Annotated in this window: 20 protein-coding genes and 1 pseudogene; 11 read left to right on the top strand and 10 right to left on the bottom strand. The window is 30.2% G+C overall.

The annotated features are described in order from the left end of the window. A partial coding sequence (locus HKP59_RS11640; protein WP_291807077.1) for an FAD-dependent oxidoreductase occupies positions 1 to 362 on the top strand: 362 nt, incomplete at its 5' end. A gap of 135 nt (positions 363 to 497) precedes the next feature. Then, positions 498 to 2,087: pseudogene (locus HKP59_RS11635) on the top strand (TrkA C-terminal domain-containing protein). Between the two features lie 16 nt (positions 2,088 to 2,103). Here HKP59_RS11635 and HKP59_RS11630 read toward each other — a convergent pair. Beyond that, positions 2,104 to 2,934: a DUF2807 domain-containing protein gene (locus HKP59_RS11630; protein ID WP_291807075.1), complete on the bottom strand. Its 831-nt coding sequence runs from the start codon at positions 2,932 to 2,934 to the stop codon at positions 2,104 to 2,106. Between the two features lie 222 nt (positions 2,935 to 3,156). On the opposite strand from HKP59_RS11630, the gene HKP59_RS11625 reads away from it, so the two are divergent. Genes HKP59_RS11625 through trpA form a run of 7 tightly spaced genes read left to right on the top strand, consistent with a single transcriptional unit; the run spans position 3,157 to position 9,490 of the window. After that, positions 3,157 to 4,548 (top strand): chorismate-binding protein, encoded by a 1,392-nt coding sequence (locus HKP59_RS11625; RefSeq protein WP_291807073.1) that lies wholly within the window; start codon positions 3,157 to 3,159, stop codon positions 4,546 to 4,548. Between the two features lie 3 nt (positions 4,549 to 4,551). Beyond that, complete coding sequence (locus HKP59_RS11620) at positions 4,552 to 5,130, top strand: aminodeoxychorismate/anthranilate synthase component II (RefSeq protein WP_291807070.1); 579 nt, start codon at positions 4,552 to 4,554, stop codon at positions 5,128 to 5,130. After that, complete coding sequence (gene trpD, locus HKP59_RS11615; RefSeq protein WP_291807068.1) at positions 5,127 to 6,116, top strand: anthranilate phosphoribosyltransferase; 990 nt, start codon at positions 5,127 to 5,129, stop codon at positions 6,114 to 6,116. Before HKP59_RS11620 ends, trpD begins: the two co-directional genes overlap by 4 nt. A 33-nt stretch (positions 6,117 to 6,149) precedes the next feature. Further along, positions 6,150 to 6,935, top strand: coding sequence for an indole-3-glycerol phosphate synthase TrpC (gene trpC, locus HKP59_RS11610; RefSeq protein WP_291807066.1), 786 nt, complete (start codon positions 6,150 to 6,152; stop codon positions 6,933 to 6,935). A 2-nt stretch (positions 6,936 to 6,937) separates the two neighbouring features. Next, entirely contained in the window at positions 6,938 to 7,549 is a 612-nt protein-coding gene (locus HKP59_RS11605) for a phosphoribosylanthranilate isomerase (RefSeq protein ID WP_291807064.1), read from the top strand. Continuing rightward, positions 7,546 to 8,730 carry a tryptophan synthase subunit beta gene (gene trpB / locus HKP59_RS11600; RefSeq protein WP_291807061.1) on the top strand — a complete coding sequence of 395 codons (1,185 nt, stop codon included), beginning with the start codon at positions 7,546 to 7,548 and terminating at the stop codon, positions 8,728 to 8,730. The genes HKP59_RS11605 and trpB overlap by 4 nt, the downstream gene beginning before the upstream one ends. Continuing rightward, entirely contained in the window at positions 8,723 to 9,490 is a 768-nt protein-coding gene (trpA, locus tag HKP59_RS11595) for a tryptophan synthase subunit alpha (RefSeq protein WP_291807058.1), read from the top strand. Before trpB ends, trpA begins: the two co-directional genes overlap by 8 nt. Before the next feature lie 105 nt (positions 9,491 to 9,595). On the opposite strand, the gene HKP59_RS11590 is transcribed toward trpA, so the two are convergent. The 6 genes from HKP59_RS11590 to HKP59_RS11565 form a co-directional block, all read right to left on the bottom strand. Beyond that, on the bottom strand, positions 9,596 to 10,294 hold the full coding sequence (locus tag HKP59_RS11590; protein ID WP_291807055.1) for a M15 family metallopeptidase: 699 nt from the start codon (positions 10,292 to 10,294) through the stop codon (positions 9,596 to 9,598). Continuing rightward, positions 10,275 to 11,891, bottom strand: a complete 1,617-nt coding sequence (locus tag HKP59_RS11585; RefSeq protein ID WP_291807053.1) for an amidohydrolase — start codon at positions 11,889 to 11,891, stop codon at positions 10,275 to 10,277. Before HKP59_RS11585 ends, HKP59_RS11590 begins: the two co-directional genes overlap by 20 nt. A gap of 18 nt (positions 11,892 to 11,909) precedes the next feature. After that, positions 11,910 to 13,313, bottom strand: coding sequence for a M20/M25/M40 family metallo-hydrolase (locus HKP59_RS11580; RefSeq protein ID WP_291807049.1), 1,404 nt, complete (start codon positions 13,311 to 13,313; stop codon positions 11,910 to 11,912). An 86-nt stretch (positions 13,314 to 13,399) separates the two neighbouring features. Then, positions 13,400 to 14,089: a VIT family protein gene (locus tag HKP59_RS11575; RefSeq protein WP_291807046.1), complete on the bottom strand. Its 690-nt coding sequence runs from the start codon at positions 14,087 to 14,089 to the stop codon at positions 13,400 to 13,402. A gap of 96 nt (positions 14,090 to 14,185) precedes the next feature. Next, positions 14,186 to 15,916 carry a TonB-dependent receptor gene (locus tag HKP59_RS11570; RefSeq protein WP_291807044.1) on the bottom strand — a complete coding sequence of 577 codons (1,731 nt, stop codon included), beginning with the start codon at positions 15,914 to 15,916 and terminating at the stop codon, positions 14,186 to 14,188. A gap of 25 nt (positions 15,917 to 15,941) precedes the next feature. Continuing rightward, positions 15,942 to 18,959, bottom strand: coding sequence for a tetratricopeptide repeat protein (locus HKP59_RS11565; RefSeq protein ID WP_291807042.1), 3,018 nt, complete (start codon positions 18,957 to 18,959; stop codon positions 15,942 to 15,944). Positions 18,960 to 19,163: 204 nt separating this feature from the next. On the opposite strand from HKP59_RS11565, the gene HKP59_RS11560 reads away from it, so the two are divergent. Together HKP59_RS11560 and HKP59_RS11555 are read left to right on the top strand one after the other, a co-directional pair. Further along, on the top strand, positions 19,164 to 19,853 hold the full coding sequence (locus HKP59_RS11560) for an ATP-binding cassette domain-containing protein (protein ID WP_291807039.1): 690 nt from the start codon (positions 19,164 to 19,166) through the stop codon (positions 19,851 to 19,853). Between the two features lie 2 nt (positions 19,854 to 19,855). Further along, complete coding sequence (locus HKP59_RS11555; RefSeq protein WP_291807037.1) at positions 19,856 to 20,767, top strand: glycosyltransferase family 2 protein; 912 nt, start codon at positions 19,856 to 19,858, stop codon at positions 20,765 to 20,767. Here the strand turns inward: HKP59_RS11555 and HKP59_RS11550 are convergent. From HKP59_RS11550 to HKP59_RS11540, 3 genes are all read right to left on the bottom strand, one after another. Beyond that, a complete protein-coding gene (locus tag HKP59_RS11550) occupies positions 20,725 to 21,801 on the bottom strand; it encodes a glycosyltransferase (RefSeq protein WP_291807033.1) in 1,077 nt (358 codons plus the stop codon). The genes HKP59_RS11555 and HKP59_RS11550 overlap by 43 nt on opposite strands. A gap of 30 nt (positions 21,802 to 21,831) precedes the next feature. Further along, complete coding sequence (locus tag HKP59_RS11545) at positions 21,832 to 22,059, bottom strand: uroporphyrinogen decarboxylase (RefSeq protein WP_291807031.1); 228 nt, start codon at positions 22,057 to 22,059, stop codon at positions 21,832 to 21,834. A gap of 237 nt (positions 22,060 to 22,296) precedes the next feature. Beyond that, positions 22,297 to 24,268, bottom strand: a 1,972-nt coding sequence (locus tag HKP59_RS11540; protein ID WP_291807029.1) for a serine hydrolase, incomplete at its 5' end; no start/stop codon positions are given.

Raw genomic sequence — 24,268 nt, 5'->3', positions numbered from 1 at the left:
TGAACAAAACGGCTAATATTGAGGTTAAATATAATACTGAAATTGATGAGGTATTAGGAGATAAAGTTGTTGAAGGTGTTAGAGCTGTGAATAACCAAACTGGAGACAAAGAAGTAATTGATGTTACGGGTGTTTTTATTGCAATTGGACATAAACCAAATACTGATTTATTCAAAGGTGTTCTAGATATGGATGAAACAGGATATTTAATTACCAAAGGAAAATCTACCAAAACAAATTTACCAGGAGTTTTTGCTTCTGGAGATGTTCAAGATAAAGAGTATAGGCAAGCAGTTACTGCCGCAGGTACTGGATGTATGGCGGCCTTAGATGCAGAAAGATATTTAGGTACTTTAGAATAAATAATAATTTATAAAAAAAAAGCCCAAGATTCAATTAAATCTTGGGCTTTTTCATTTGTAAACGTTTTCGTATATTCCAAGATAAAAAGAAAGTTTTGTTAAATTTACTAAGTACTTTTGTATCACTAAATCTTTATGAAAGTGGAATTATTTTCGAATAGCTATTTTGCATTATTTTTAATTATTTTAATTGGTTTTTTAATCGGTAGGATTAAAGTAAAAGGAATTTCTTTAGATGTTTCTGGAGTTATTTTTGTTGCATTGGTTTTTGGACACTATGGAATAATAATACCACAAGATTTTCAGTATTTGGGGTTAGTGCTTTTTATTTTTACTATTGGTATTCAGGCCGGGCCTAGTTTTTTTGAATCTTTTAAAACACATGGACGTGAGTTGGCCATTTTAGCAAGTTTATTGGTGGTAAGTGCTGGTTTAATGGCTTTTGTGGTTATCTACTTTTTTGATGTTGATAAGAATTTAGGAATTGGAATGTTATCTGGAGCCTTAACAAGTACTCCTGGTTTAGCAGCTGCAATTGACGCAACGGGTTCATCATTGGCATCTATAGGATATGGAATTGGTTATCCATTTGGTGTAATTGGAGTGATACTTTTTGTGAATTTTATTCCTAAAATTTTACGGATAAATTTAAAAGAAGAAGAGAAAAAATACAGTAATGAAATAAACGCTGATTACCCTAAAATTTTATCTAAAAATTATATTGTAGATAATGAAAGTGTTATAGGCAAAAAATATGGCGAATTAAATATTCGTTTTATGACAAAGGCTGTAATTTCAAGAATTATGCATGATGATTTAGTAAGTTTGCCTGAGGATGAAACAATTTTACATAAAGGAGATATCGTTATTGCAGTTGGACCTAAAGAGGCTCTGGAACGGGTTCAATTGCTTGTTGGGCCAGAGACTAAAACTAAAATTCCTTTAGACTCAAATTTTGATGTTCGATCTGTGTTAGTAACAGATAAGGATGTTGTTAAAAAAACATTGGGGCAATTACATAAGTTGAATAAATATCACGCAACAGTAACTAGAATTAGAAGGTCAGGAATAGATTTATCACCTAGTCCTTCGTCGAAATTACAGTTTGGTGATAAAATTATTGTGATTTGTCAAAAAGAGAACATGAAACAAGTAAGTGAGATTTTTGGAGATGATGATAAAAAACTATCTGACACCGATTTTTTCCCTATTGCAGTTGGGATTATTTTAGGGATTTTAGTAGGTAAATTAAGTTTAAATTTTGCTTCTTATTCTTTGAGTCTTGGGTTAACGGGTGGTATTTTAATAGTTTCTCTTATTTTAGGAAGAACCGGTAAAACAGGTTCAATAATGTGGACCATGACAGGTGCATCAAATCAATTGTTAAGACAATTTGGTTTGTTGTTTTTTCTTGCGGCAGTGGGTAGTAGTGCGGGATCTAGTTTGGTTGAAACGTTCAATACTTATGGTATTGAGCTGTTTTTATATGGAATTGTAATTACACTAGCTCCTATGATAATTACAACAATTATCGCTAGATATTTTCTTAAAATAAATTTTTTAATTTTCTAAGGAACACTTACGGGTGGAATGACGAGCACTCCGGGATTGGCAGCCGTTGATTCTATGACTGAAACTGATGCGCCATCTGTTGCTTATGCAACTGTATATCCAATAGCGATGGTGCTTTTAATTGTTGTTGTTAAAATTTTAAGTTTTCTTTAAAAAATATTGATTCTTCTCATTCTTTCTTATAAATTGAAGACTTATCAAAAAATTCGCTTAACGTAATTTTAGGATTATCATACAGGTATACTTCTGCTGAATTTTTGGTATATATGTCTATACTTTTAGTTGCTTTAATGTACGCATTAGAAGAGTTTGAAGCATTTATAACTACATCTTTCGCAGTAAAATCTTTCCCTTTAAATGTAGAATTTCCGAGTGTTTCAATTTCAAAAACGTTTGTAGAGCCATTAATATTGACTACTGATTTATCTATCAAACTAAAAATAGTTTCTACCGCGTCAATGGTGCCTTTAATAGAAGAAGATTCTTCAGAATTAATAAATACCTGCTCACTTAAAATTTCAAATTTTAAATCACTTATTTTTTTACTGTTAATTCTTAAAAGTTTTGAATTTAGCTTTAAGTTGATATCACAATTATCGAAACTATTAATGGTTAACGTATCAATATTTAAAGAATTGTTAGATTCAATATTTGATTTATTATAACCATTAATTTCTTTTAAAGAACTGTTTACATTTATATGAACCATCAATTCTTTTTTATTAACTATTTTATTTTGAATACTAACAGATAGCATACCATTATTTACAGATGTAATAATTGAACTTTGAAGATTTGAATCAGTTTCGACATTTACAGATTGGTCAGCGTTATAAACTAATTTTACATCAAGATTATCAATAATCTCAATTTTATCAAAGTTTGAAATATTTCTATTTTCACGGGTAACTTCCTTATTTCCTTTTATTTTTTCTTGTGCGCTTAAAAACGAGGTTAAAAATAAAACAATTAACAAGGGAATTTTATAGATAGTTTTCATAATAATGTGTTTGTCAAATTTAATAAATTAATTTGTTATTAATAATTTGCTTATTTAAAAATCTATGCTAAATTTGTCAAACGTAATGAAAGCAAATAATTTAAATACAAATTGGTGGTGGAACTCTCTTAAACAATAAGCGAGCAAGAACTACTATAGTTAATATTATAATATATAACAAAAGGACTTATCGCGAGATAAGTCCTTTTTTATTTCAAGAAAATGAAGCAATTAAAATTTAAAACTATTTCAAAAAAGCAATTAGCCGATACTATTACTCCTGTAGGAATGTATTCCAAAATCAGAGATAAATATGCAAATAGCTTATTGTTAGAAAGTTCCGATTATCATAGTAAAGAAGAAAGTTTTACATTTATTTGTGTAGAGCCAATTATTACCTTGAAAGCTGATAAAAATAAGTTTTTGTACTCTAAGGGAAATACGCTACTCAATTCAAAAAGTATAGACAAGAATTTTTATGAAATTTTTGATGCATATAAAAAAACAATTCATATTGACTGTGATGAATCTATAAAGCCCTACAATGGTTTTTATGGATATATTTCATATAATGCAATTCAATATTTCGAAACTATACAGCTCAATGCCAAAAAAGCGGCATCAGAAATACCAGATTTTCAATTTAGTTTTTTCAAATTTATTATTGCTATCAATCATTTTAATAATGAATTAACGCTTATTGAAAACATTGAAGAGGGTGAAGAATCAAGAATGTATGAAATTCAAACATTAATTAATGCGCGAACTTACGGTTTGTATCAGTTTGAGATGACTGGAAATGAATCTTCTAACTGTACGGATGAGGATTTTAAAAACAATGTAGCAAAAGCAAAAGAACATTGTAAAAGAGGCGATGTGTTTCAATTGGTATTATCACGCCAGTTTCAACAAAAATTTTCTGGAGATGACTTTAATGTCTACAGAGCTTTGCGATCTATAAATCCATCACCTTATTTATTTTACTTTGATTATGGAAGTTTTAAATTAATGGGGTCTTCACCAGAAGCTCAAATTAAAATGGATGATGAAAAAGCAATTATTAACCCAATTGCAGGAACTTTTAGAAGAACTGGAGATGTGAGACAGGATTTTTTATTAGGTGAAAAGTTATCAAAAGATAAAAAGGAAAATGCCGAGCATGTCATGTTGGTGGATTTGGCGCGAAACGATTTAAGTAAACACGCAAGCAATGTAGAAGTAAAGGTGTTTAAAGAAGTACAATATTTTAGTCACGTTATTCATTTGGTTTCTACAGTTCAAGGGGAACCAAAAGGAAAGGCAATTGAAATTATTGGAGATACTTTTCCTGCAGGAACCTTGAGTGGTGCGCCTAAATACAAAGCCATGGAACTAATTGATATGTATGAAAATCAAACTCGTGGTTTTTATGGTGGTGCAGTTGGATTTATTGGATTAGATAATTCAGTGAATTTGGCTATTGCAATTCGTTCATTTGTGAGTAAAAATAACACCTTGTTTTCCCAGGCAGGTGCAGGAATTGTAATAAATTCAAGTGAAGAGGGAGAATTACAAGAAGTAAATAACAAATTAGCTGCTTTGAAAAAAGCATTAATCTTAGCAGAAAATATTTAAAAAATGAAGATATTAATTATAGATAATTACGATTCATTTACCTACAACCTAGTTCATATGGTTGAAGATATTACAGGTGAGCACCCGTCAGTTTTTAGAAATGATGAAATTTCAATTGATGCAATTAATGCATTCGATTTGATACTATTGTCACCAGGTCCAGGAATTCCTGATGAGGCGGGAATTTTAAAAGAAGTTATAAAAACCTATGCGGCTACAAAACCAATTTTTGGGGTTTGTTTAGGTTTGCAAGCCATTACAGAGGTTTTTGGAGGTTCTTTAGAAAACCTAGATTCTGTTTTTCATGGGGTAGCCACAACTATGAAAATTACAAATTTTGATGCGGTAATTTATAATGGAATTCCTACTGAATTTGAGGCTGCACGCTATCATTCTTGGATTGCATCACTAAAAGATTTCCCAGCAGAATTAGAAATAACTGCTGTTGATGAGTACGGCGACATTATGTCTTTGCAACATAAAACATATAATATTAGTGCTGTTCAATACCATCCAGAATCTATTTTAACACCATTAGGAGAACAAATAGTTCGTAATTTTATAGAAGCAAATAAAAAATGAAAACAATATTAAATAAATTATTTGAACAACACCGCTTAACAAAAGAAGAAGCGAAAGAAGTTTTGATTCAAATAGCAAATGAAAAATTCAATAAATCACATTTAGCTTCATTTTTAACTGTCTTTATGGTACGACCAATTTCAGTGGAAGAATTAGCGGGTTTTAGAGAGGCACTATTGGAATTAGCTGTGAAAGTTGATTTATCAGACTTTAATACCATAGATTTATGTGGAACTGGAGGTGATGGAAAAAATACCTTTAATATTTCTACGTTAACATCATTTGTAGTTGCTGGTACAGGAAATAAAGTGGCTAAACACGGTAATTATGGAGTTTCTTCTGTAAGTGGATCTTCAAATATGCTAGAATATTTAGGGTATAAATTTACAAATGAGGAGTCTGCTTTAAAGCGTCAAATAGAGAAAGCTAATATTTGTTTTTTACATGCACCATTGTTTCATCCTGCAATGAAAGCGGTTGGGCCAGTCCGAAAAGAATTAGGTTTGAAAACTTTTTTTAATATGTTAGGCCCTTTGGTAAACCCAAGTAATCCTCAAAATCAGTTGGTAGGTGTTTTTAATTTAGAAGTAGCTAGAATTTATAATTATTTATTACAAGATACTCCAAAAAATTATGGAATTGTATATAGTTTAGATGGCTACGATGAAATTTCATTAACAAGTGCTTTTAAATTATTTACCAAAGAAAATGAAGCATTAATTTCTCCAGAAGAATTAGGCTTAAAAACGTTAAAACAATCAGAAATTTATGGAGGGGATTCTGTGGCAGATTCGGCTAAGATATTTTTAGCAATTTTGGATGGTAAAGGGACAGAAGCACAGAATAATGCAGTTCTAACAAATGCGGCCTTTGCACTAAAAACATTTGATCATAATAAATCTTTTGAAGAAGCTTTTGAAGAAGCTAAATCATCATTATTAGGTCTAAAAGCGAAAGAAAGTTTAACAAAATTAATTGCGAATTAATTAAAGGAAATTAGAAATTATTTAGAATTAAATATGACCATTTTAGATAAAATAATAGCACATAAAAAGCAAGAAATTGCACAATTAAGAAGTGAAGTGGCGGTTGAAAAACTAGTTAAAAGTCCATTGTTCAAACGTACAACTATTTCATTAAAAAAGGCATTAACGGTTCAAAATTCAACAGGAATTATTGCTGAGTTTAAACGACAGTCTCCTTCTAAAGGTGTTATCAACGATAAAGTTGAGGTTGTAGATGTTACGCAAGGATATCTCCAGGCAAATGTGGCAGCTCAATCAATTTTAACAGATTCTCATTTCTTTGGAGGTACGATGTTAGATTTAATTCAGGCAAGAACAGTAAATGATAGTACACCTATTTTAAGAAAAGATTTTATTATAGATGCGTTTCAAATTGTTGAAGCAAAAGCTATTGGCGCAGATGTTATTTTATTGATTGCGTCATACTTGACAAAACAGGAATTAAAAAATTATGGTAAACTAGCTGAAGATTTGGGGTTAGAAGTTTTGTATGAAGTACATAATCAAGAGGAGCTTGATAAAATTGAGTTAGACCATAAAATTATTGGAATTAATAACAGAAACTTAAAAACTTTTGAAGTGGATTTAGAACATTCCATTCAATTAGCAAGTCAAATTCCAGATAGTTGCATAAAAGTTTCAGAAAGTGGATTAAGTGACCCAAGAGTGATTATTGGATTAAAAGAATATGGTTTTCAAGGATTTTTAATTGGTGAAAATTTTATGAAAACTGAAGATCCTGGATTGTCTTGTCAAGCTTTTATAAATCAATTACAGTAAACATGAAACTAAAAGTTTGTGGAATGAGAAATGCCGAAAATATTTCGGAATTAATAAAGTTAAAACCTGATTTTATAGGTTTTATTTTCTATCATAAATCGAAACGTTTTGTTGAAAATATTCCACAAGTAACTATTCCAAAGGAAATAAATAAAGTGGGTGTTTTTGTAAATGAAAATGAAGATGATATTTTAGATAGAGTGAATCAATATCAGCTAAATTTTGTTCAACTGCATGGAGATGAAACTCCAGAGTTTTGTGATAAATTAGGCGTACAGAAGGCATTTAAAATAATAAAAGCCTTTTCAGTTGATGAGGCCTTTAATTTTGATGAAACTAAGCCTTTTGAAAAGGGGTGTAGTTATTTTTTGTTCGATACAAAAGGCAAAAATTACGGTGGTAATGGCGTAAAATTTAATTGGAGTATCCTTCAGAATTATAAGGGAACTATTCCTTTTTTATTAAGTGGTGGTATTTCAGAAAATGATGTAGTTGAAGTGAATAAAATCAATCATCCAAAATTTATGGGTATTGATGTAAATAGCGGCTTTGAAATAGAGCCTGCTTTAAAAAATATAGAAAAATTAAAAGAATTTAAAAACAACTTAGTATGAGTTATTTTGTAGATAAAAATGGTTATTATGGGCAGTTTGGAGGCGCTTTTATACCAGAATTATTACATCCAAATGTTCAAGAGTTAGAGGATAATTACTTAAAAATTTTAGAATCTGAATCCTTTAAAAATGAATTTAGAGATTTATTAGATACCTACGTTGGAAGACCAACACCGTTGTATTTAGCAAAAAGATTATCCGAGAAATTTGGAGCTACCATCTATCTAAAGCGAGAAGATTTATGTCATACAGGTGCGCATAAAATTAACAATACCATCGGACAAATTTTGGTAGCAAAGCATTTGGGTAAAAAACGAATTATTGCTGAAACGGGTGCAGGTCAGCATGGAGTTGCTACTGCTACTGTTTGTGCTTTAATGAACTTGGAATGTATTGTCTTTATGGGCGAAGTTGATATTAAACGGCAAGCACCAAATGTTGCACGTATGAAAATGTTAGGAGCTAAAGTTGTTCCTGCTACAAGCGGAAGTAAGACGTTGAAAGATGCTACAAACGAAGCAATTCGTGATTGGATTGGCAATCCTGAAGATACTTATTATTTAATAGGTTCAGTTGTTGGCCCTCACCCTTACCCAGATATGGTGGCTCGTTTGCAATCTGTTATTAGTAAAGAAATTAAGGAGCAATTAAAAGCACAAACGGGAAATGAAAATCCTGATATGGTAATTGCTTGTGTTGGAGGAGGAAGTAATGCAGCTGGTGCTTTTTATCATTATTTGGATGAAGAAAAGGTAGATTTAATTGCTGTTGAAGCTGCGGGATTAGGTGTAAATAGTGGTGAAAGTGCCGCAACATCTCAATTGGGTGAAGTGGGTGTTTTACACGGAAGTAAAACTATTTTAATGCAAGATGAATTTGGGCAGGTAACTGAGCCTTATTCGATTTCTGCTGGATTAGATTATCCTGGAATTGGTCCTTTGCACGCTTTCTTGCACGAAAGTAAACGAGCAATATTTATGAATGCTACAGATCAAGAAGCGTTAGATGCCGCTTATGAATTAACCAAAATTGAAGGAATTATTCCAGCTTTGGAAACAGCACATGCACTGGCAGTTCTGCATAAAATGAAATTTGAGAAAAATCAGGTTGTTGTTATTAATTTATCAGGTAGAGGAGATAAGGATTTAGAAACTTATATAGCAAATTTGAAAGATGAGTAAGTTAACGAGTTTATTTAATGAAAAAAAGCATAATTTATTATCAGTTTTTTTCACAGCAGGTTTTCCTAAATTAAATGATACTGAAATTATTATTAAAAGTTTAGAGAATAGTGGAGTCGACTTTATTGAAGTTGGATTGCCATATTCAGATCCATTAGCTGATGGTCCAACTATTCAGCACAGTAGTTCGGTTGCTTTAAGTAACGGAATGAATTTGGATTTAATTTTCAATCACTTAGAAGCCTTAAAGGGTTCTGTAAAAATCCCCTTGGTTTTAATGGGTTATTTAAATCAGATTATTAAATATGGTGATGTTAAGTTTTGCCAGCGCTGTAAAGATTGCGGTATTGAAACTGTTATTATTCCAGATTTACCTATGATTGAGTACGAATCTCATTACAAAGCTTTATTTGCTGAGTATAACATATCGAATGTATTTTTAATTACACCACAAACTTCAGTAGAGCGAATTAGAAAAATTGATGAAATGAGCAATGCTTTTATTTATGTTGTTGCATCCTCGTCAATTACTGGAGCTAAAGGAGAAATTTCAGAAAAGCAAATTGCTTATTTTAAGCGAATTGAACAAATGAATTTAAAGAGTGTATTAATAGCAGGTTTTGGAATTTCTGATAAATCTACATTTAACAAAGCGTGTGAATATATGAATGGGGCAATTATTGGTTCTGCATTTATTAATTATTTATCCGATAATGGAAGTAGCACTATAACTAAATTTGTTGGTGATATTTTAGATTAAAATTTTGAAATATTCTTCTATATTGTAAAACCCTAAAATCAAATGTATTGAATTTAGGGTTTTGTTGCTTTAATACTTAATGCAAAAAAATTAGAGATATGCTATTTATTCAATTGGGAAATTAAAATAAGTAGTAGGATAAGGTTCATTACGTAAAGTAAAATGCCACCATTCTTGAGGATAATTTCTAAAGTTGTGTTTTTTCATTACCTCTTGCAAAATCGCGCGATTTTGAATTTGATTTGAAGTTAAATCTTGATTTGATACCATAGATTCTTTTCCAAAAAAATCATATGAACTTCCCATATCTAATTCTTCTTTAGATTCGCTTGATAAATTTATTAAGGTAATATCAACGGTACTTCCTCTACTATGCCCAGATTTTGATGCAATATATTGTTCTTTGAATAAATTTTCTTTCTTTACCGTTGGATAGTATATTTTTTTATTAATTGTATCATTTAGATCTTTTGCCCAATGAACAAAATGGTCTACAGCTTTTTGAGGTCGGTAAGCGTCATATATTTTCAGGCCTAAGTTTTTTTTATTTAAATGTAGTTGTACTTTTTTTAATGCTAAAGCTGTTTCTAAAGTAACAATTCCAACAGGTTTTAAATATCCATTAATTGGTTTACCTATAAAATTATTTGTACCTGCATATCTTAGCTCTAATTCAATAGAAGGGATAATTTGTTTAATATACACAAAGCCTTTAGGTAGGCTTTGTGCATTGTTTTTAACAGAAATAATTAAAAACGTAATAAACAATAAATGTCTAATTTTTTTAGTTAACACGATCCCCATTTACATAGGTTTCAACGGCTTTAATATATGGAATTTTAGCATCATCAACTTCCATAATATTCTTATCAAGAATTATAAAATCTGCAAATTTTCCAACTTCGATACTTCCTTTTTCTTGTTCTTCAAAATTTGAAAAAGCCGCCCAAATAGTCATTCCTTTTAAGGTTTCCTCTCTAGTCAATGCATTTTCCATTTGAAAACCATTTTCAGGATAATTATTTAAATCTTTTCGAGCAACAGAGGCATAAAAAGTTAAAAAAGGACTTACTTTCTCAACAGGAAAATCTGTTCCTAAAGCAATTTTACCATACTTATTTAATAAATCTTTATAGGCATAAGAAGTTTTAATTCGTTTTGGACCAACTCTATCTTCTGCCCAATACATATCACTGGTTGCGTGTGTCGGCTGCACAGATGGTAATATATTATCAAAATACTTAAAATCTTCTGGATCTAAAATCTGAGCGTGCTCAATTCTCCATCGTCTATCTTTTTGATTTGTTAAAACATCTTTATAAGTTTTTAACATCAAATAATTAGCAGAATCACCAATAGCATGTGAATTCATTTGATACTCTGAAGCAGCAATTTGTTTAGCTACATTCATATATTCCTCAGGTGTTGCTAAAATAGCCCCAAAATGATTGTGTTTATCATAATAAGGTTCTTTCATTGCTGCACCGCGAGAACCCAAAGCACCATCACCATATACTTTTATGGAACGAACATTCAATCTATCAGTTTTAATAATTCCTTTGTTTAAATAATAATCCACGTCCTTCGGTGTATTAGAAACCATGGCGTATATTCTTATTTTTAAGTCACCAGTTTGATGTAAACTATCTATCAACTCAATAGCTTCGCGAGGAAGGCCAGCATCATCAACGGTTGTTAAACCATAACTAAAACTAATTTTTTCAGCATCTTTTAGTGCTTGAATTTGGGCTGCTTTTGATGGAGTTGGAATTTTAGATTCAATTAAGTCCATAGGATTATCAATAAAAATCCCTGTTAATTTCCCATTTTTTTGATGAATGTCACCACCTGAGAAGGGCGTTTTAATGGTGACGCCAGCTAAGTCAATCGCGGCTTGATTTGCTAATAATGCATGTCCATCAATTCGTGTAATGGCAATAGGTGTATCAGGAAATAGCTCGTCTAGTTTGTCTTTAGAAGGGAATTCTTTGACTTCCCAATCATTTTGATCCCATCCGCGACCCGTAATATAGCTTACATTTTTTTCTTTTTGAAAGTCAACTATTTTCTGAATAACCTCATCAAAACTTTTAGTACCTGTTAAATCTACTTTTTGTTGTTGAAGTCCTAATCCAAAAAAATGACAGTGTGCATCGATTAAGCCAGGAACAATTGTTTTTCCTTCAGCATTTATTACTTGTGTTGAAGTATACTTCTCTTCAATTTCGGCAGTAGTACCAACTGCAATTATTTTTCCTTGTTGAGTTGCAAATGCCTCAGCTTTATCAAAGTTTTCGTTTACGGTATAAATGTTAGCATTTATTACCATAGCGTCTACAGTAATTTTTTTTGAACAAGAGAGCGCAGTAATTGTTAATAAAACAAATAGTAATTTTTTCATTTAAAATATTTTTATGGATTAATTTAAATAGGTATCTAAAAGATAAACTAACGAAGTCATTGAAGCAGCTCCTAATTCTAATTCACGTTTGTTCACTTTATCAAAAGTATCAGTTTCTGCGTGGTGATAATCAAAATAGCGTTGAGAATCTGGTCTATATCCAAATAATGAAATGCTTCCATCTTTTAAAGGACCAATATCAGCACCGCTACCACCTATATTAATATCATGTAAGCCGTATGGAGCTAATAAAGATTTCCAACTCTTAAATAATTCATGATTTTCTCCACTTTTATCAAATGAAAAACCTCTAGGCGTAAATCCACCAGAGTCTGATTCTAAGGCAGCTACATGTGTTTCGTTATTGTTTTTCGCTTCTTCAGCATATTTTTTTCCTCCTCGTAAACCATTTTCTTCATTCATAAATAGTACAACTCTAATGGTATGTTTTGGTTTAATATTGTTTAGTTTCAACAAACGAGCAACTTCAATAGATTGTACTATTCCGGCACCATCGTCATGTGCACCATCACCTATATCCCAAGAATCTAAATGGCCACCAACTACAATATATTTGTCTGGGAATTCACTTCCTTTAATTTCTCCAATGACATTAAAAGAGGGTGCATCTGGAAGTGTTTTACAACTTTGTTTAAACGAAAATTTTAAGTCTGGATTTTCTTTTAAATGTTCACTTAATAAGTTGGCTGCTTTTGTGCTTATTGCTGCAGTTGGAACTTTTTCTTGTTCTGATAGATCTCCATAGCTCATAGTTCCAGTATGTGGATAATCATCAATATTATGAGTCATTGAGCGCACAATTACTCCTAAAACGCCAAATTTACCTGAAATTTTAGCTCCATTTACTCTTTGGCCTACACAGCCTCCATAAGCTCTAAAAGTTTTAATATGCGTATCATCAAAAGGTCTATTGAAAAATACGATTTTTCCTTTTAATTTCTCACCTAAAGCTTCAGCTTCGTCTAAACTTTGAACTTCAATCACTTCACCAGTTACTCCATTTTCTGGAGTTGCAATTGAACCACCTAAAGCGCAAATAGGCACATTGAATGTTGAATTATTAACAGTAAATGATGCTTCTTCTTTTTCACCACGAACCCAGTGGGGAACCATTACAGGTTGTAACCAAACTTTATCAAAATCTAAATCGGTCAATAATTTTTCTCCCCACTCAACTGCTTGTTGTGCTTGAGGGGAACCAGATAAACGTCCGCCAATATCATTACTTAATACATCTAACCATTGATAGCATTGACCGTTAGTTAGTGCTGAATTAAATATTTGCTTAATGGTGGTTGAATCTGTTTTGTTTACAGTTTGAATAATAGTAGGTTTTGTTTTACTATCAGTACAAGAAATTAAAATAATCACTAAACTGAAAGCAAGAAAAAAGTTTTTCATTTTATAGTAGTTTTTAAGATGGTTAAAACTACATAAAAAAGTTTAATTTAAATAAAAGGTTTTAAGTGAAAAAATATTCGTTGTTTTTAACCAACACTTACTCCAAAATACGACCCAATTAAAGCGGTTATCCCCATTGCTAAAGTTCCCCATAAAGTTATTCTAATAATAGCTTTAATAATATTTGAACCGCCAGTTTTAGCCGCCACAATTCCTAAAATAATTAAAAATAATAATGCGAACACATACTGTAAATAAATCATTAAAGTTACTGAAGCAAATAAAGCAACAATTACGGGTAATAAACCACCAAATAGGAAGGCGGCGCCAGATGCAAGAGCAGCTTGTAAAGGCTTCGCTTGTGTAATTTCATTAATTCCTAGCTCATCCCGGGCGTGAGCTTCAAGAGCGTTATGAGCAGTTAATTCTTTTGCAACCTGAAGAGCCAAATCTTTTTTTAAGCCTCTATTTTCATAAATTTTTGCTAATTCTACTAATTCATCATTAGGTGTTTCTTCCAGTTCAATCTTTTCTCTTTGAAGATCAGAAGCCTCTAAATCTGCCTGAGAACTAACTGAAACATATTCACCGGCTGCCATAGATAAAGCTCCAGCAACTAATCCGGCAACTCCGGCGAGCACAATAGGCTCTCTTATGGTACTTGCAGCAGCAACACCAATAATTATACTTGCAGTTGATAAAATGCCATCATTTGCACCTAAAATTGAAGCCCTCAACCAACCACTTCTATTGACATAATGTTTTTCTGGAGTCATATAATATTAAATTTATATTAGACAAAAACTAAATTATTTTGAATATTCAGCTAGTAGAATAGATTTATTTATTTTGTATGTACGCAAAGCTTAGGATTATAAATCAAATTTATAAGTTATTCCAGCTAGTATTTGCAATGGTTGAACCTCATAGTTTACAAAAGTAAAATACTTTTCTCCTAACGCATTATTTATTTTCGCAAAAGCGGTTAACCTATCAGAAAATACATATCCTCCGTTAAGGTTTAAATCCATATATGATTTATTTTTAGTAATCATCCCGTTTTCAGAGTTTAAACCATATGGGATTACAAAATCTTTTGTTTCACCGTTGTAAAATAATTTAACTCCAGCAAACCATTTTTTATTTTGGTAGTCGGCAGAAATAGTGGCTGTAATTGTTGGTAAATTCCAAGCTTCTAGTTCGTTTTCTGTAGTGAAATTCGAATAATTTATAGAAGCGCCAAAATCAAATTCATCAGAAGCATCTATCGTAATTTCACCAAACACACTAAGTGTTTTTATGTTGTCATAAACTACATTGAAGGAGTTTCCAGCTTCATAAGCATTCTCAATAAAAATAGTTCCATCAGTTTTTGTTTGATTTTGAATAAATAAAGGTTTGTTTATTTCAGATGTATGACTCACATTAAAATTATAGCCAATGTTTGAAGCTAATTTACCTTTTGCTCCAGCAAATGCTTTATACTGCTTATCAGTTTGTAAGATATTTAATGTTGGTGATACATATGGATTTTTGTTTGCAAAATTAGCATAGGTATTTTGATCTAAATCACCCGTAACACCAGCCACTAGTGTTAATACTTCATCAATCATTTTTAATGATGCTGTTACATTTGGGTAGGCATAAAAATTAGTCACTTTATTTTCCAAATCATTGGTGTAGTATAATTTTGCGCCTAAGTTCACTGTTAAATTTTCACGAAGAACTTCAAAATTTGGATTAAATCCTAAGTTTAAGAAACTATATTTTATATCGTCGGTTGTGATATAGTTTTGATTGAATTTTCCAGAAGTTAAATCAACTAAAAAATCAGCGTTTATTAGCTCCGTAGAAATTGGAAACTCAATTGTGGGTTTTATTAAAAGTCGGACTTCATTACTGTTATAATCATCTGAAAAATTTACAATTTCGGCAGTGGCACTTTTAAGAAAGGAATCTTCCAATGCTATTTTTCCTCCTAAATAACTTTTTTTATAAATGAGCTCTTCATCTATGGAATTTATAACCGCATCTTCAAAAATCAGGTCACTTGATATACCATAATAATTAAATTGCTTGCGTTGAACACCAGCATTTACTTGCCAATTGTAGTCCCTATCAAATTGTTTGTAATATCCATCAATTCTAGTATCAGAAAAATTAGTATTCAGTATCACATCATTAATACCACCTTCAGAAGAATGGTGATTGATAAATATACCGAAATCGTTATATCTAGTATCTCCAGAATGGATGTAGGCTTCAAAAAGCGGACTTGTAAAGTTTCCAAATCCCGCTGAAATATAGTTTTGAAACAATCGGTCTTTAGGCTCTCTAACAACACCTTTAGCTTTTCCTTTTGAAGGCGTAAAAGTGGAGGCTACAGGAATTGAAAAAATACTATACGTAACTTTTTCTTTTTCGATAGTATTTGCATCTTCAATTGTTGGATTTGATGTTACTTTGAATGCATCAGAAATTGTAGGCGTATATGGTTTTATAACACTAATTACTTCGGTTTTTAACGTATCTTTTTTTGTTTCTTGTGAAAAAGAAAAAATTGTTAGGAGTAATGCTAATGAAGATATAATAAGCTTTCGCATATGTATTCGTTTATTTGAGTATTTGTTAATTTTTTATGGACTCGTTAGTTTTTGCTTCTTCGGTTTTAATTCTGTTTAATTCCTTTGTAGCTTCTTCAACTACATCATCAAATTCACCAAAGTTTTTAAGTACACTTTCTAAAATATAAGTGGCTTGATAGGCATCTTTTAATTCATAATAATTACTTGCCATTAGAATTAATCCTTTCGCACCCCAATATTTATAGGCTGAATAATCTGAAGCAATTTTTTGAACTATTTCATTAGAAACTCTATAGCTTCCGTCTTTATTTTCAAAGTAAGCATCATAAAATAAAGCTTCAGCTTTTAATTCTCCTGAAGCAACTTTCTCCACTTCTTTATAGGCTCCTCTTGCTTTTTCTAAATCTTCAGTTTGTATTGCTGAACGAGCAATTATAACGTGTGCATCAGATTTTATACGATCTTCAAGTTTTGTGTTTTTCAATACTAACTCTGCATAATCTACAGCTTTATCAAATTCTTTATTTTCATAGTATCCTTTCATTAAGTTAGATTGAGCAAAGGTGATGTTTTGTGGCAAATTAGCTTCACTTTCTAAACGTTCTAACAATGGAATTGCACTATTCCAATTGGTATTTTCTAAATGAATTTGAGATAAAGTTGCAAGTGAACTTTCAGTAAATTCATTTCTTTCTTGATTGATAACAAACGTGTAATATGGAATTGCTTTTGAATACTGATTTTCTGAAAATAGCGATTGTGCTAAATAAAAATTAGCTTGTAAGGTGTGTAGTCCTTTTGGAAACTGTTGTACATATTTTGTAAAACTTTCAACTGCTTTTTTATGGTTGTTTTGAAGGTATTGTTTTTCGGCAGATTCATACGTATCATTATCTAATTCTGCATCTGTAACATTCACAAAATCAATATCTTTTACCCATAATGCGTATTCATCAACCTTACCTATATCTACATAAATTTGTCGCGTATTTTTCACTGCTTGTCTCGCTGCTGGAGTATTTGGAAAACGTTTTACAATATTCTTGTAAATTGCTAATGCCTGTTCATTTTCATCGGTATTGTAATAAATTAATCCTTTTTTAAGTAGTGATTTTGAAACTAACGGACTTCTTTTATAAGTTGAAATAAGTTGATCAAAATTTTCTAGGGCCAATCCATTATTATTTTTATTGAAGTAAGAATTTCCTAAAACATACAATGCATCATCTCTATAAGTAGATTTTGAATACGAGTTTAAAAATGAATTTAACTCAGCTATTTTATCGTTTTCTTTGTTTATTAAACCGTAACTAATTGCTTTTTGAAATTGTGCGTAATCTGCATCAATTCCATTCATTTGGATTGCTTTATTATAATAATCTATTGCGTTAGAATAACTACTGCTCGCAAAATAACTGTCAGCAATTCTTAAATAACTATCGTTAATTCTTACAATATCATCTGAGTTTTTATTTGTGTAGTTTTTAAATTCTTGTATTGCTTTATTGTACTGTTTTAGTTTAAAGTGCGTGTATGCAATATTGTAATTTATATGTTTAAACTCATTGGTTTTTGAAGCTTCACTTATTGAAGTAAATGATTCAAAATTCGCTAAAGCCTTCATAAAATTATTCAATCTATAATTAGATTCTCCTTTCCAAAAAGTAGCTTGAGCAGTAATATTTTCATCTAATGGTACGCTTAAAGAATTTTCAAAATTCTCTATTGAACTTTCATAATTTCCTTCAACAAATAGTTCAACACCTCTATAAAAAGCTACTTTTTGAAACAATGCTTTTTCCTTAGTACTTTTCTTATTTTTCAAATAGCTTAAGGCACCTTCAAAATCTTTTGAAGTAATATAAGCACTGATAATTAAGTCGTTAATTTCGTTTTTATGTTCTGAATTTGGATACAATTTAATATACTCTTGTAAAACCTCAGGAACACTTTTATAAGGGTTTCCAATTTCATAACTTAATTTGGCATAATTTAACCAAGCATCTTTTTGAATTTCAGGTTTAAACTTCATTTCAGCCGCATTTCTAAACGCATTTAAAGCTTCATTCTTTTTATCGAGTTTTAGATAGCATTCAGCTAAATGATAATAAGCGTTTTGTGCAACCGCATTATTCCCATTTATTATTTTATTAAAATTATTGATGGCATTTTCAAAATCGTTTTGTTGATAATAAGCATATCCTAAGAAGTAATAATCTGTATTATTCCATTTACCTCGTTTTCCTTTATAATTTTTTAGGTGAAGAATTGCTTCCTCATATTTTTGAAGATTGAAATAACTTTCTCCAACAATCTTTGAAATTTCAGAATGTTCTATACGTTTTGCTTTTTCAAGTAGCGGTAAGCCGTGTTCAATTGCTTTTTCAAACTTTCCTAGTTTAAAGTTCATATCAGCTAAATAATAAGAAACATCCGTTTTAAAATTTTGATCTTCAGCTACATCACCCAAATAGGCGTCAGCCGTTTCATAATCATCGTCTTTATAAGCAATGTAACCGTAATAATATTTTGCCTGAGAACCATACTCCTGAGAGTCTAGAAGTAATAAAAAGTATTCTTTGGCTTTTGTGTACGCTTTATTGGCGAATAATGAATAGGCATATTTAAAATTAAAATCTTCTTCCTTTCTTATTGTTAGATTTGTTGTATTTACCCTTGAAAACCATTTTGCAGCATAGGAATATTTTCCAATCTTAAAGTAATAATTAGCAACATCCATAAAAGCACTATTTCGCTTTGTACTTGTTGGGTATTTATCTACAAATTGTTGCATTAAATCGTCTGAATTTGGTTGCTCTAATCGTATGGCGCAGTTGGCAGCATAATATTCACAATTTGCTTTTAATTCTGTAAAATTGTCAAACTGATATTTTATTTTATTAAATTTTTGCTGAGCTGCGACAAACGCTTTATTTTGATACAATTCAATTGCATGATTATATTCAGAAAGAGAGTTGGTATAAATGGCGGTTTTTTGTGCTAATATCGAAAAGGTTATAAAAAATACAATAATTGGTAGAACAACTTTTTTATACTTCATTTTAATATAAATTGAAAGATTTAATTATAAACTAATAACGCATTTTTTTACTGAAATTGCATTATTAAGCCGAATTTTTTTTATGAATGTATGAATACAACAACTATTCCTTTTTTAGAATACAAAAAACTATTTTATTATTAGATACGTATAAGTTGAAACTTTAAGTTTAAATATTTAGATTTGTTACAAATCTATATTTCTATGTCTGAAGAAATTCTATCCTTGCAAAATGCACAAATATTTCAAAGAGAAAATTTGGTATTATCTGATGTTAATTTAACTATTAATAAAGGCGAATTTGTTTATTTAATTGGAAAAACGGGCAGCGGAAAAAGTAGTTTAATGAAAACTTTATACGGTGATTTACCTTTAGAACAAGGGGAAGGAAGTATTGTGGAGTTTAATTTAAAAACCTTAAAAGAAAAGGAAATTCCATATTTAAGAAGAAAAATTGGTATTGTTTTTCAAGATTTTAAATTGTTAAATGATAGAAGTGTTTTTGAAAACTTATTATTTGTGCTAAAAGCAACAGGTTGGAAAGATAAGGTTAAAATGAAAACCAAAATTAACCAAGTTTTATCTAAAGTTGGAATGGAAACTAAAGATTTTAAAATGCCGTTTCAATTGTCAGGAGGAGAACAACAGCGTATTGCTATTGCCAGAGCACTCTTGAATGATCCAGATCTTATTTTAGCTGACGAACCTTCGGGAAATCTTGATCCTGCAACTTCTGTTGACGTTATGAATGTTTTAAAGGAAATTCATTCGGGTGGCAAAACGATATTGATGGCAACACATGATTATGCTCTTATTTTAAAATTCCCATACCGAACTATTAAGTGTGAAGGAGGCGAATTATTTGAAGTAGTGCAACAGAAAAATGGTGTTTAAAAATGATTTCTGTTTTAATTCCTGTTTATAATTATAAAGTTCAACCTTTAATAGAGAATTTAATTTATCAGTTTGAAAAGTTGAATTGTACTTGGGAAATTTTAGTTTCAGATGACGCTTCTCAAAGTGAATTTCAAACCGAGAATATAAAATTTATTAATTCTATACGAAACTTAAATATTAAATTATTTCTACAAGAAGTAAATTTGGGAAATGCATTGAATAGAAATTATTTACTAGAAAAAGCTTCTTATAATTGGTTGTTATTTCTCGATGCTGATGTGTTTCCAGTGCACAACAACTTTTTGTCAGTTTTTATTGATAAATTAGAATCTACAGATAAAGATATTATTGCAGGAAATGTAATTTACGACACCAACAATCCTTTACCACATTTATTAAGGTGGAGGTATGGGAAAAAGAAAGAAGAAATTTCTTTTACTGAAAGAGAGAACAACCCAATTCTAAATTTAAGAGGTGCTAATTTCGCAATTAGAAAATCAATAATGCTTATCTCAAACTTTCCTGTCTTGAAAGAGAAGTATGGTTTTGTTGATACTCGTTTTTTTCTTCAGTTTAATAAAAATCAAATTTGTGTCATTGATAATCCTGTTTACCATTTAGGAATAGAAGAAAACTCTTTTTTTTTAGAGAAAACAAAAAAGGCGATTTCAAATGCACTGTTTTTGCTAAACGAGAATGATAGATTAGCGGATCAAATTTCACTTGTAAGTACCTATAAAAAAATTAGATTTTTAAAAGTGATTTTATCTAATATTTATGTGCGATTTCATAAGTCTTTAGAAAAAAATATATATTCAGACAAACCATCTATTTTTTTATTTCAAACTTATAAAATTTTATACTTGAGTTATTTAGATAATTTAAAAATAGAAACTAATTTTTCTTCTTGACGTTCCCAAGTTAATTTTTTTGAAGCTATTTCTAAATTTAATTGATAAAATAATTTTCCGTTTTTTACTACTTTATTTATAGCTTTAGCGATACTCTCAGGAGAGTGATTGTCTATTATTTCTCCAACTTTATATGTTTCAACAACTTTTTTAATTTCAGGCAGGTAGGTTGCTACAACAGGTGTTTTAGCTTGGATGTAGTCAAATAGTTTATTGGGAAGAGAGTATTTGTAGCTTAAACCTAAGTTTTCTTCTAAGCTGATTCCTAAAGTTGCATTTTGAGTTAAAGTTACTAATTTCTCAGGTTCAATATTTCCTAATAAAATTACTTTTTCTTCAACTTTACAACAGTTAATTTTTTCTTGTATTTTAGATTTGAATGGTCCATCCCCTGCAATTTTTAATTTAATATGTTCAACTAATTTCATAGCTTCTATTAAAGCCAATAAACCTCTGCCATTATTTAAAGCGCCCTGATAAATAATATATCTATCTTTTGACTCTGAAAAGTGAGATTCATTGTATTTTGGAAAATTTTTTATGACCAAAGGTTTTACATCATAATTTTTGTTAAACCAATTTGCTATAGAATCTGAAACGGTATAGAAATATAACTGTTTAGGTACTAGCCATTTTTCTAAAAAACGCCATACTTTTTGTGAATATCTCCCTTGTATTGAAGGTAATTCTGAAAATAATTCGTGACTGTCAAAAACTAACTTCTTATTAAATAGTTTACTTATTAGGTAGTTTGGAAATAAGGTATCTAAATCATTTGCAAGTAGCATATCTTTTTTTAGAAACAGAAGTTTAATAAATAATCGCAAATTATATTCAGCATAAAACAAAAAACCAGAGGTAAACAAAAGTTTCATTCTGGTTGTGTTGTATTTTCGATTTATTTTTTGGCTGTTTTTTAACTTTCTACCAATTAATAATACTTCAAAATTATTTTCAGTTAACGTAGTACACACTTTATGAACTCGTTGGTCGGTTATTAAATCATTTGTTACGGAAACTAGTATTCGTTTCAAAGCATCATTATTTTATGCAAAATAAGAATTTTATTTGTCTTTTTTTGTCAGATAAAAGATGTTAAGGATTAAAATAAAACTATTTGTTATAATAATTGGCCAAGAAATGGCTAACATTATTCCGTACACAACAAATAACAATGCACCTATTGAGTTTATAACTCTTAAAGTGTTTACGTTTTTCATCATAAATGAAATAATTAAGACTAGTGATGCTAAATAACCTATCCATTCAGTAAATGTAATTCCTAATATCATGTAAAATTTTTTAAGTTCACAAATATAGGTAGAAAAGGAATAATAAATGGTTATAAAAAAAGAAACCTCACCCAAAGAATGAGTGAGGAAAATTGCTATGAAAAAGATGGTAAGCTATGAAACTTACCGATGCAAAGATATGAACTTTTTCAATATAAATAGATATTTTTTGTTAAATTTTTCTAAAAAAATAAGTGCTGTAACAGAATTAGCATATACTATTAAATTCTTAAAAAATTATTCAATTATAGCTTCATAAATTAAATCATGTATTATTGTTCTAATATCTTTTTCACCAAGTTTATTGTTACTCATAGTTGGATATACTCTGTTTGATAGAAAAACATATAACAAACCATTGTTAGGATCAACCCACGCAAAAGTTCCAGTAAAACCACTGTGCCCAAAACTATTATTGGAAGCCAAACTACTCGCTGCTTTTTCTTCTGGATTTATTTGAGGCTTGTCAAATCCAAGGCCTCTTCTTATGCTATCTTTTGCATAATAACGGTGGTTAAATTTATCTAGAGTTTTTGCTTCAAGGTATTTATCACCACCATAATATCCTTTTTGTAAATACATTTGCATCATTTTTGCAACATCATTTGAATTTGCAAATAGTCCTGCATTTCCGCTAACACCATTCATCATGGCGGCTCCCATATCGTGCACATACCCTTGTAATGTTTGATGTCTAAAGTACTCATCTTTTTCAGTAGGTACAATACTGTTTTTAGGAAATTTTTCTAATGGATTGTATGTTAATGTTTGAGCGCCTAATGGTTTATAAAAATGTTCAACGTTTAATTTATCCATTTCTTTATGATAGGTATCTTTTATATATTTTTTAAATAGGTAGAAAAGTAATCCACTGTATTTATATCCTTCTTCTAAACGTTGAGGTGCGTCAGCAATTTGTTTGTAAATAGAATCGGTATAAGAATTTAGTAGGTATAAATTTTCAGCTACTTTAATTGAAAAATTCTCATTTTTAGTTTTACTGTAATATTCCTTGAAAGGTTGTTTAGTAATACTATCAATTGTTTCTAAGTAATAAGGAATCCAAGGTTTTATTTTGGCTACATGAGATAAAGCTTCTTTTATGGTTATAGTGTCTTTATTAGAACCCTTTAAATAGGGCAATAATTCTCCAAGAGTTGTATTTAAATTAAATAAACCAAGTTCTTCACTTTTCATAATCATTGGCAAACCACCTAATATTTTTGTTACGGAAGCCAAATCATATAGATCTGTTAATTCAACTTTTTGTTTTTTATCATAAGTATGAAAACCAAAACTTTTATGGTACACTACTTTTCCATATCGAGCAACTAAAACTTGTCCGCCAGGGGCCATTAAAGAGTCAACCACCATGGTAGTCATTGAATCTATTTTTTGAAGTAGTTTAGAACTCATATCAACTTCTTCAGGAATTGTATAGGAGAGCCTCATTAAATTTGGTGTAGTCAATCCAGTTCCCTCAGGAAAAATATGTTTAATTGAAACGGGTAATTTTCCTTTCATTTCAATAGCTCCAAAAATCATTTGTGCTGAAATATCTTGTGAAATTTTACTATTTTGGTAGGAAACCATAACAGCGTCAATATTTTCAAAACTTGATATTTCTAAAAGCGCGTATGGACTAGCAAATACATCTAGAATTACTTTTTTATCTTTTGAAATTTCTTGAACCCAAGTGATTTCATCTTTCGACATTTTAAAACTTTTCCAAGGAGTTTCATTTGATTTATGGTAACCAATGATAATAGTAGTGTAACTTTTTAATTTTTCTTTTAAATCAAATATATTTTCACTTTGTACAATGTCAACATTTGTATATTTCTTTAAGGTGTTGGTAAAATTAAAATTATCAGAATCTCCTAATTTTATATAGGCAATTTTTGAATTGGCTATATCTTTTATGGGTAATGTTTGGCCATCATTTTTAACAAGTGTGATTGCTTCTTTCATTAAAGACCTATACAATAATTCGTCTTTTATAGTGATGATATCGTCCTGAATAGTTGTTTCTTCTATTGGTGTAAAATGGTTTAATCCTGCCCAATATTTTGCTTTTAATATTTTTCGAACAGATTCGTTTAATCGATTTTCTGTAAATTGATTGTTTTTAAGTGCACTTTTTAATTTTTTTACTGCAGCTTTTACATCTTCTGGAATTAACAGCATATCATTACCAGCCATAAAAGCT

Source organism: Lutibacter sp. (assembly GCF_013041805.1).
Taxonomy (GTDB): Bacteria; Bacteroidota; Bacteroidia; order Flavobacteriales; family Flavobacteriaceae; genus Lutibacter.
Note: the sequence above shows the minus strand (reverse complement) of the source record. Positions and strands in the feature narration are given on the sequence as shown.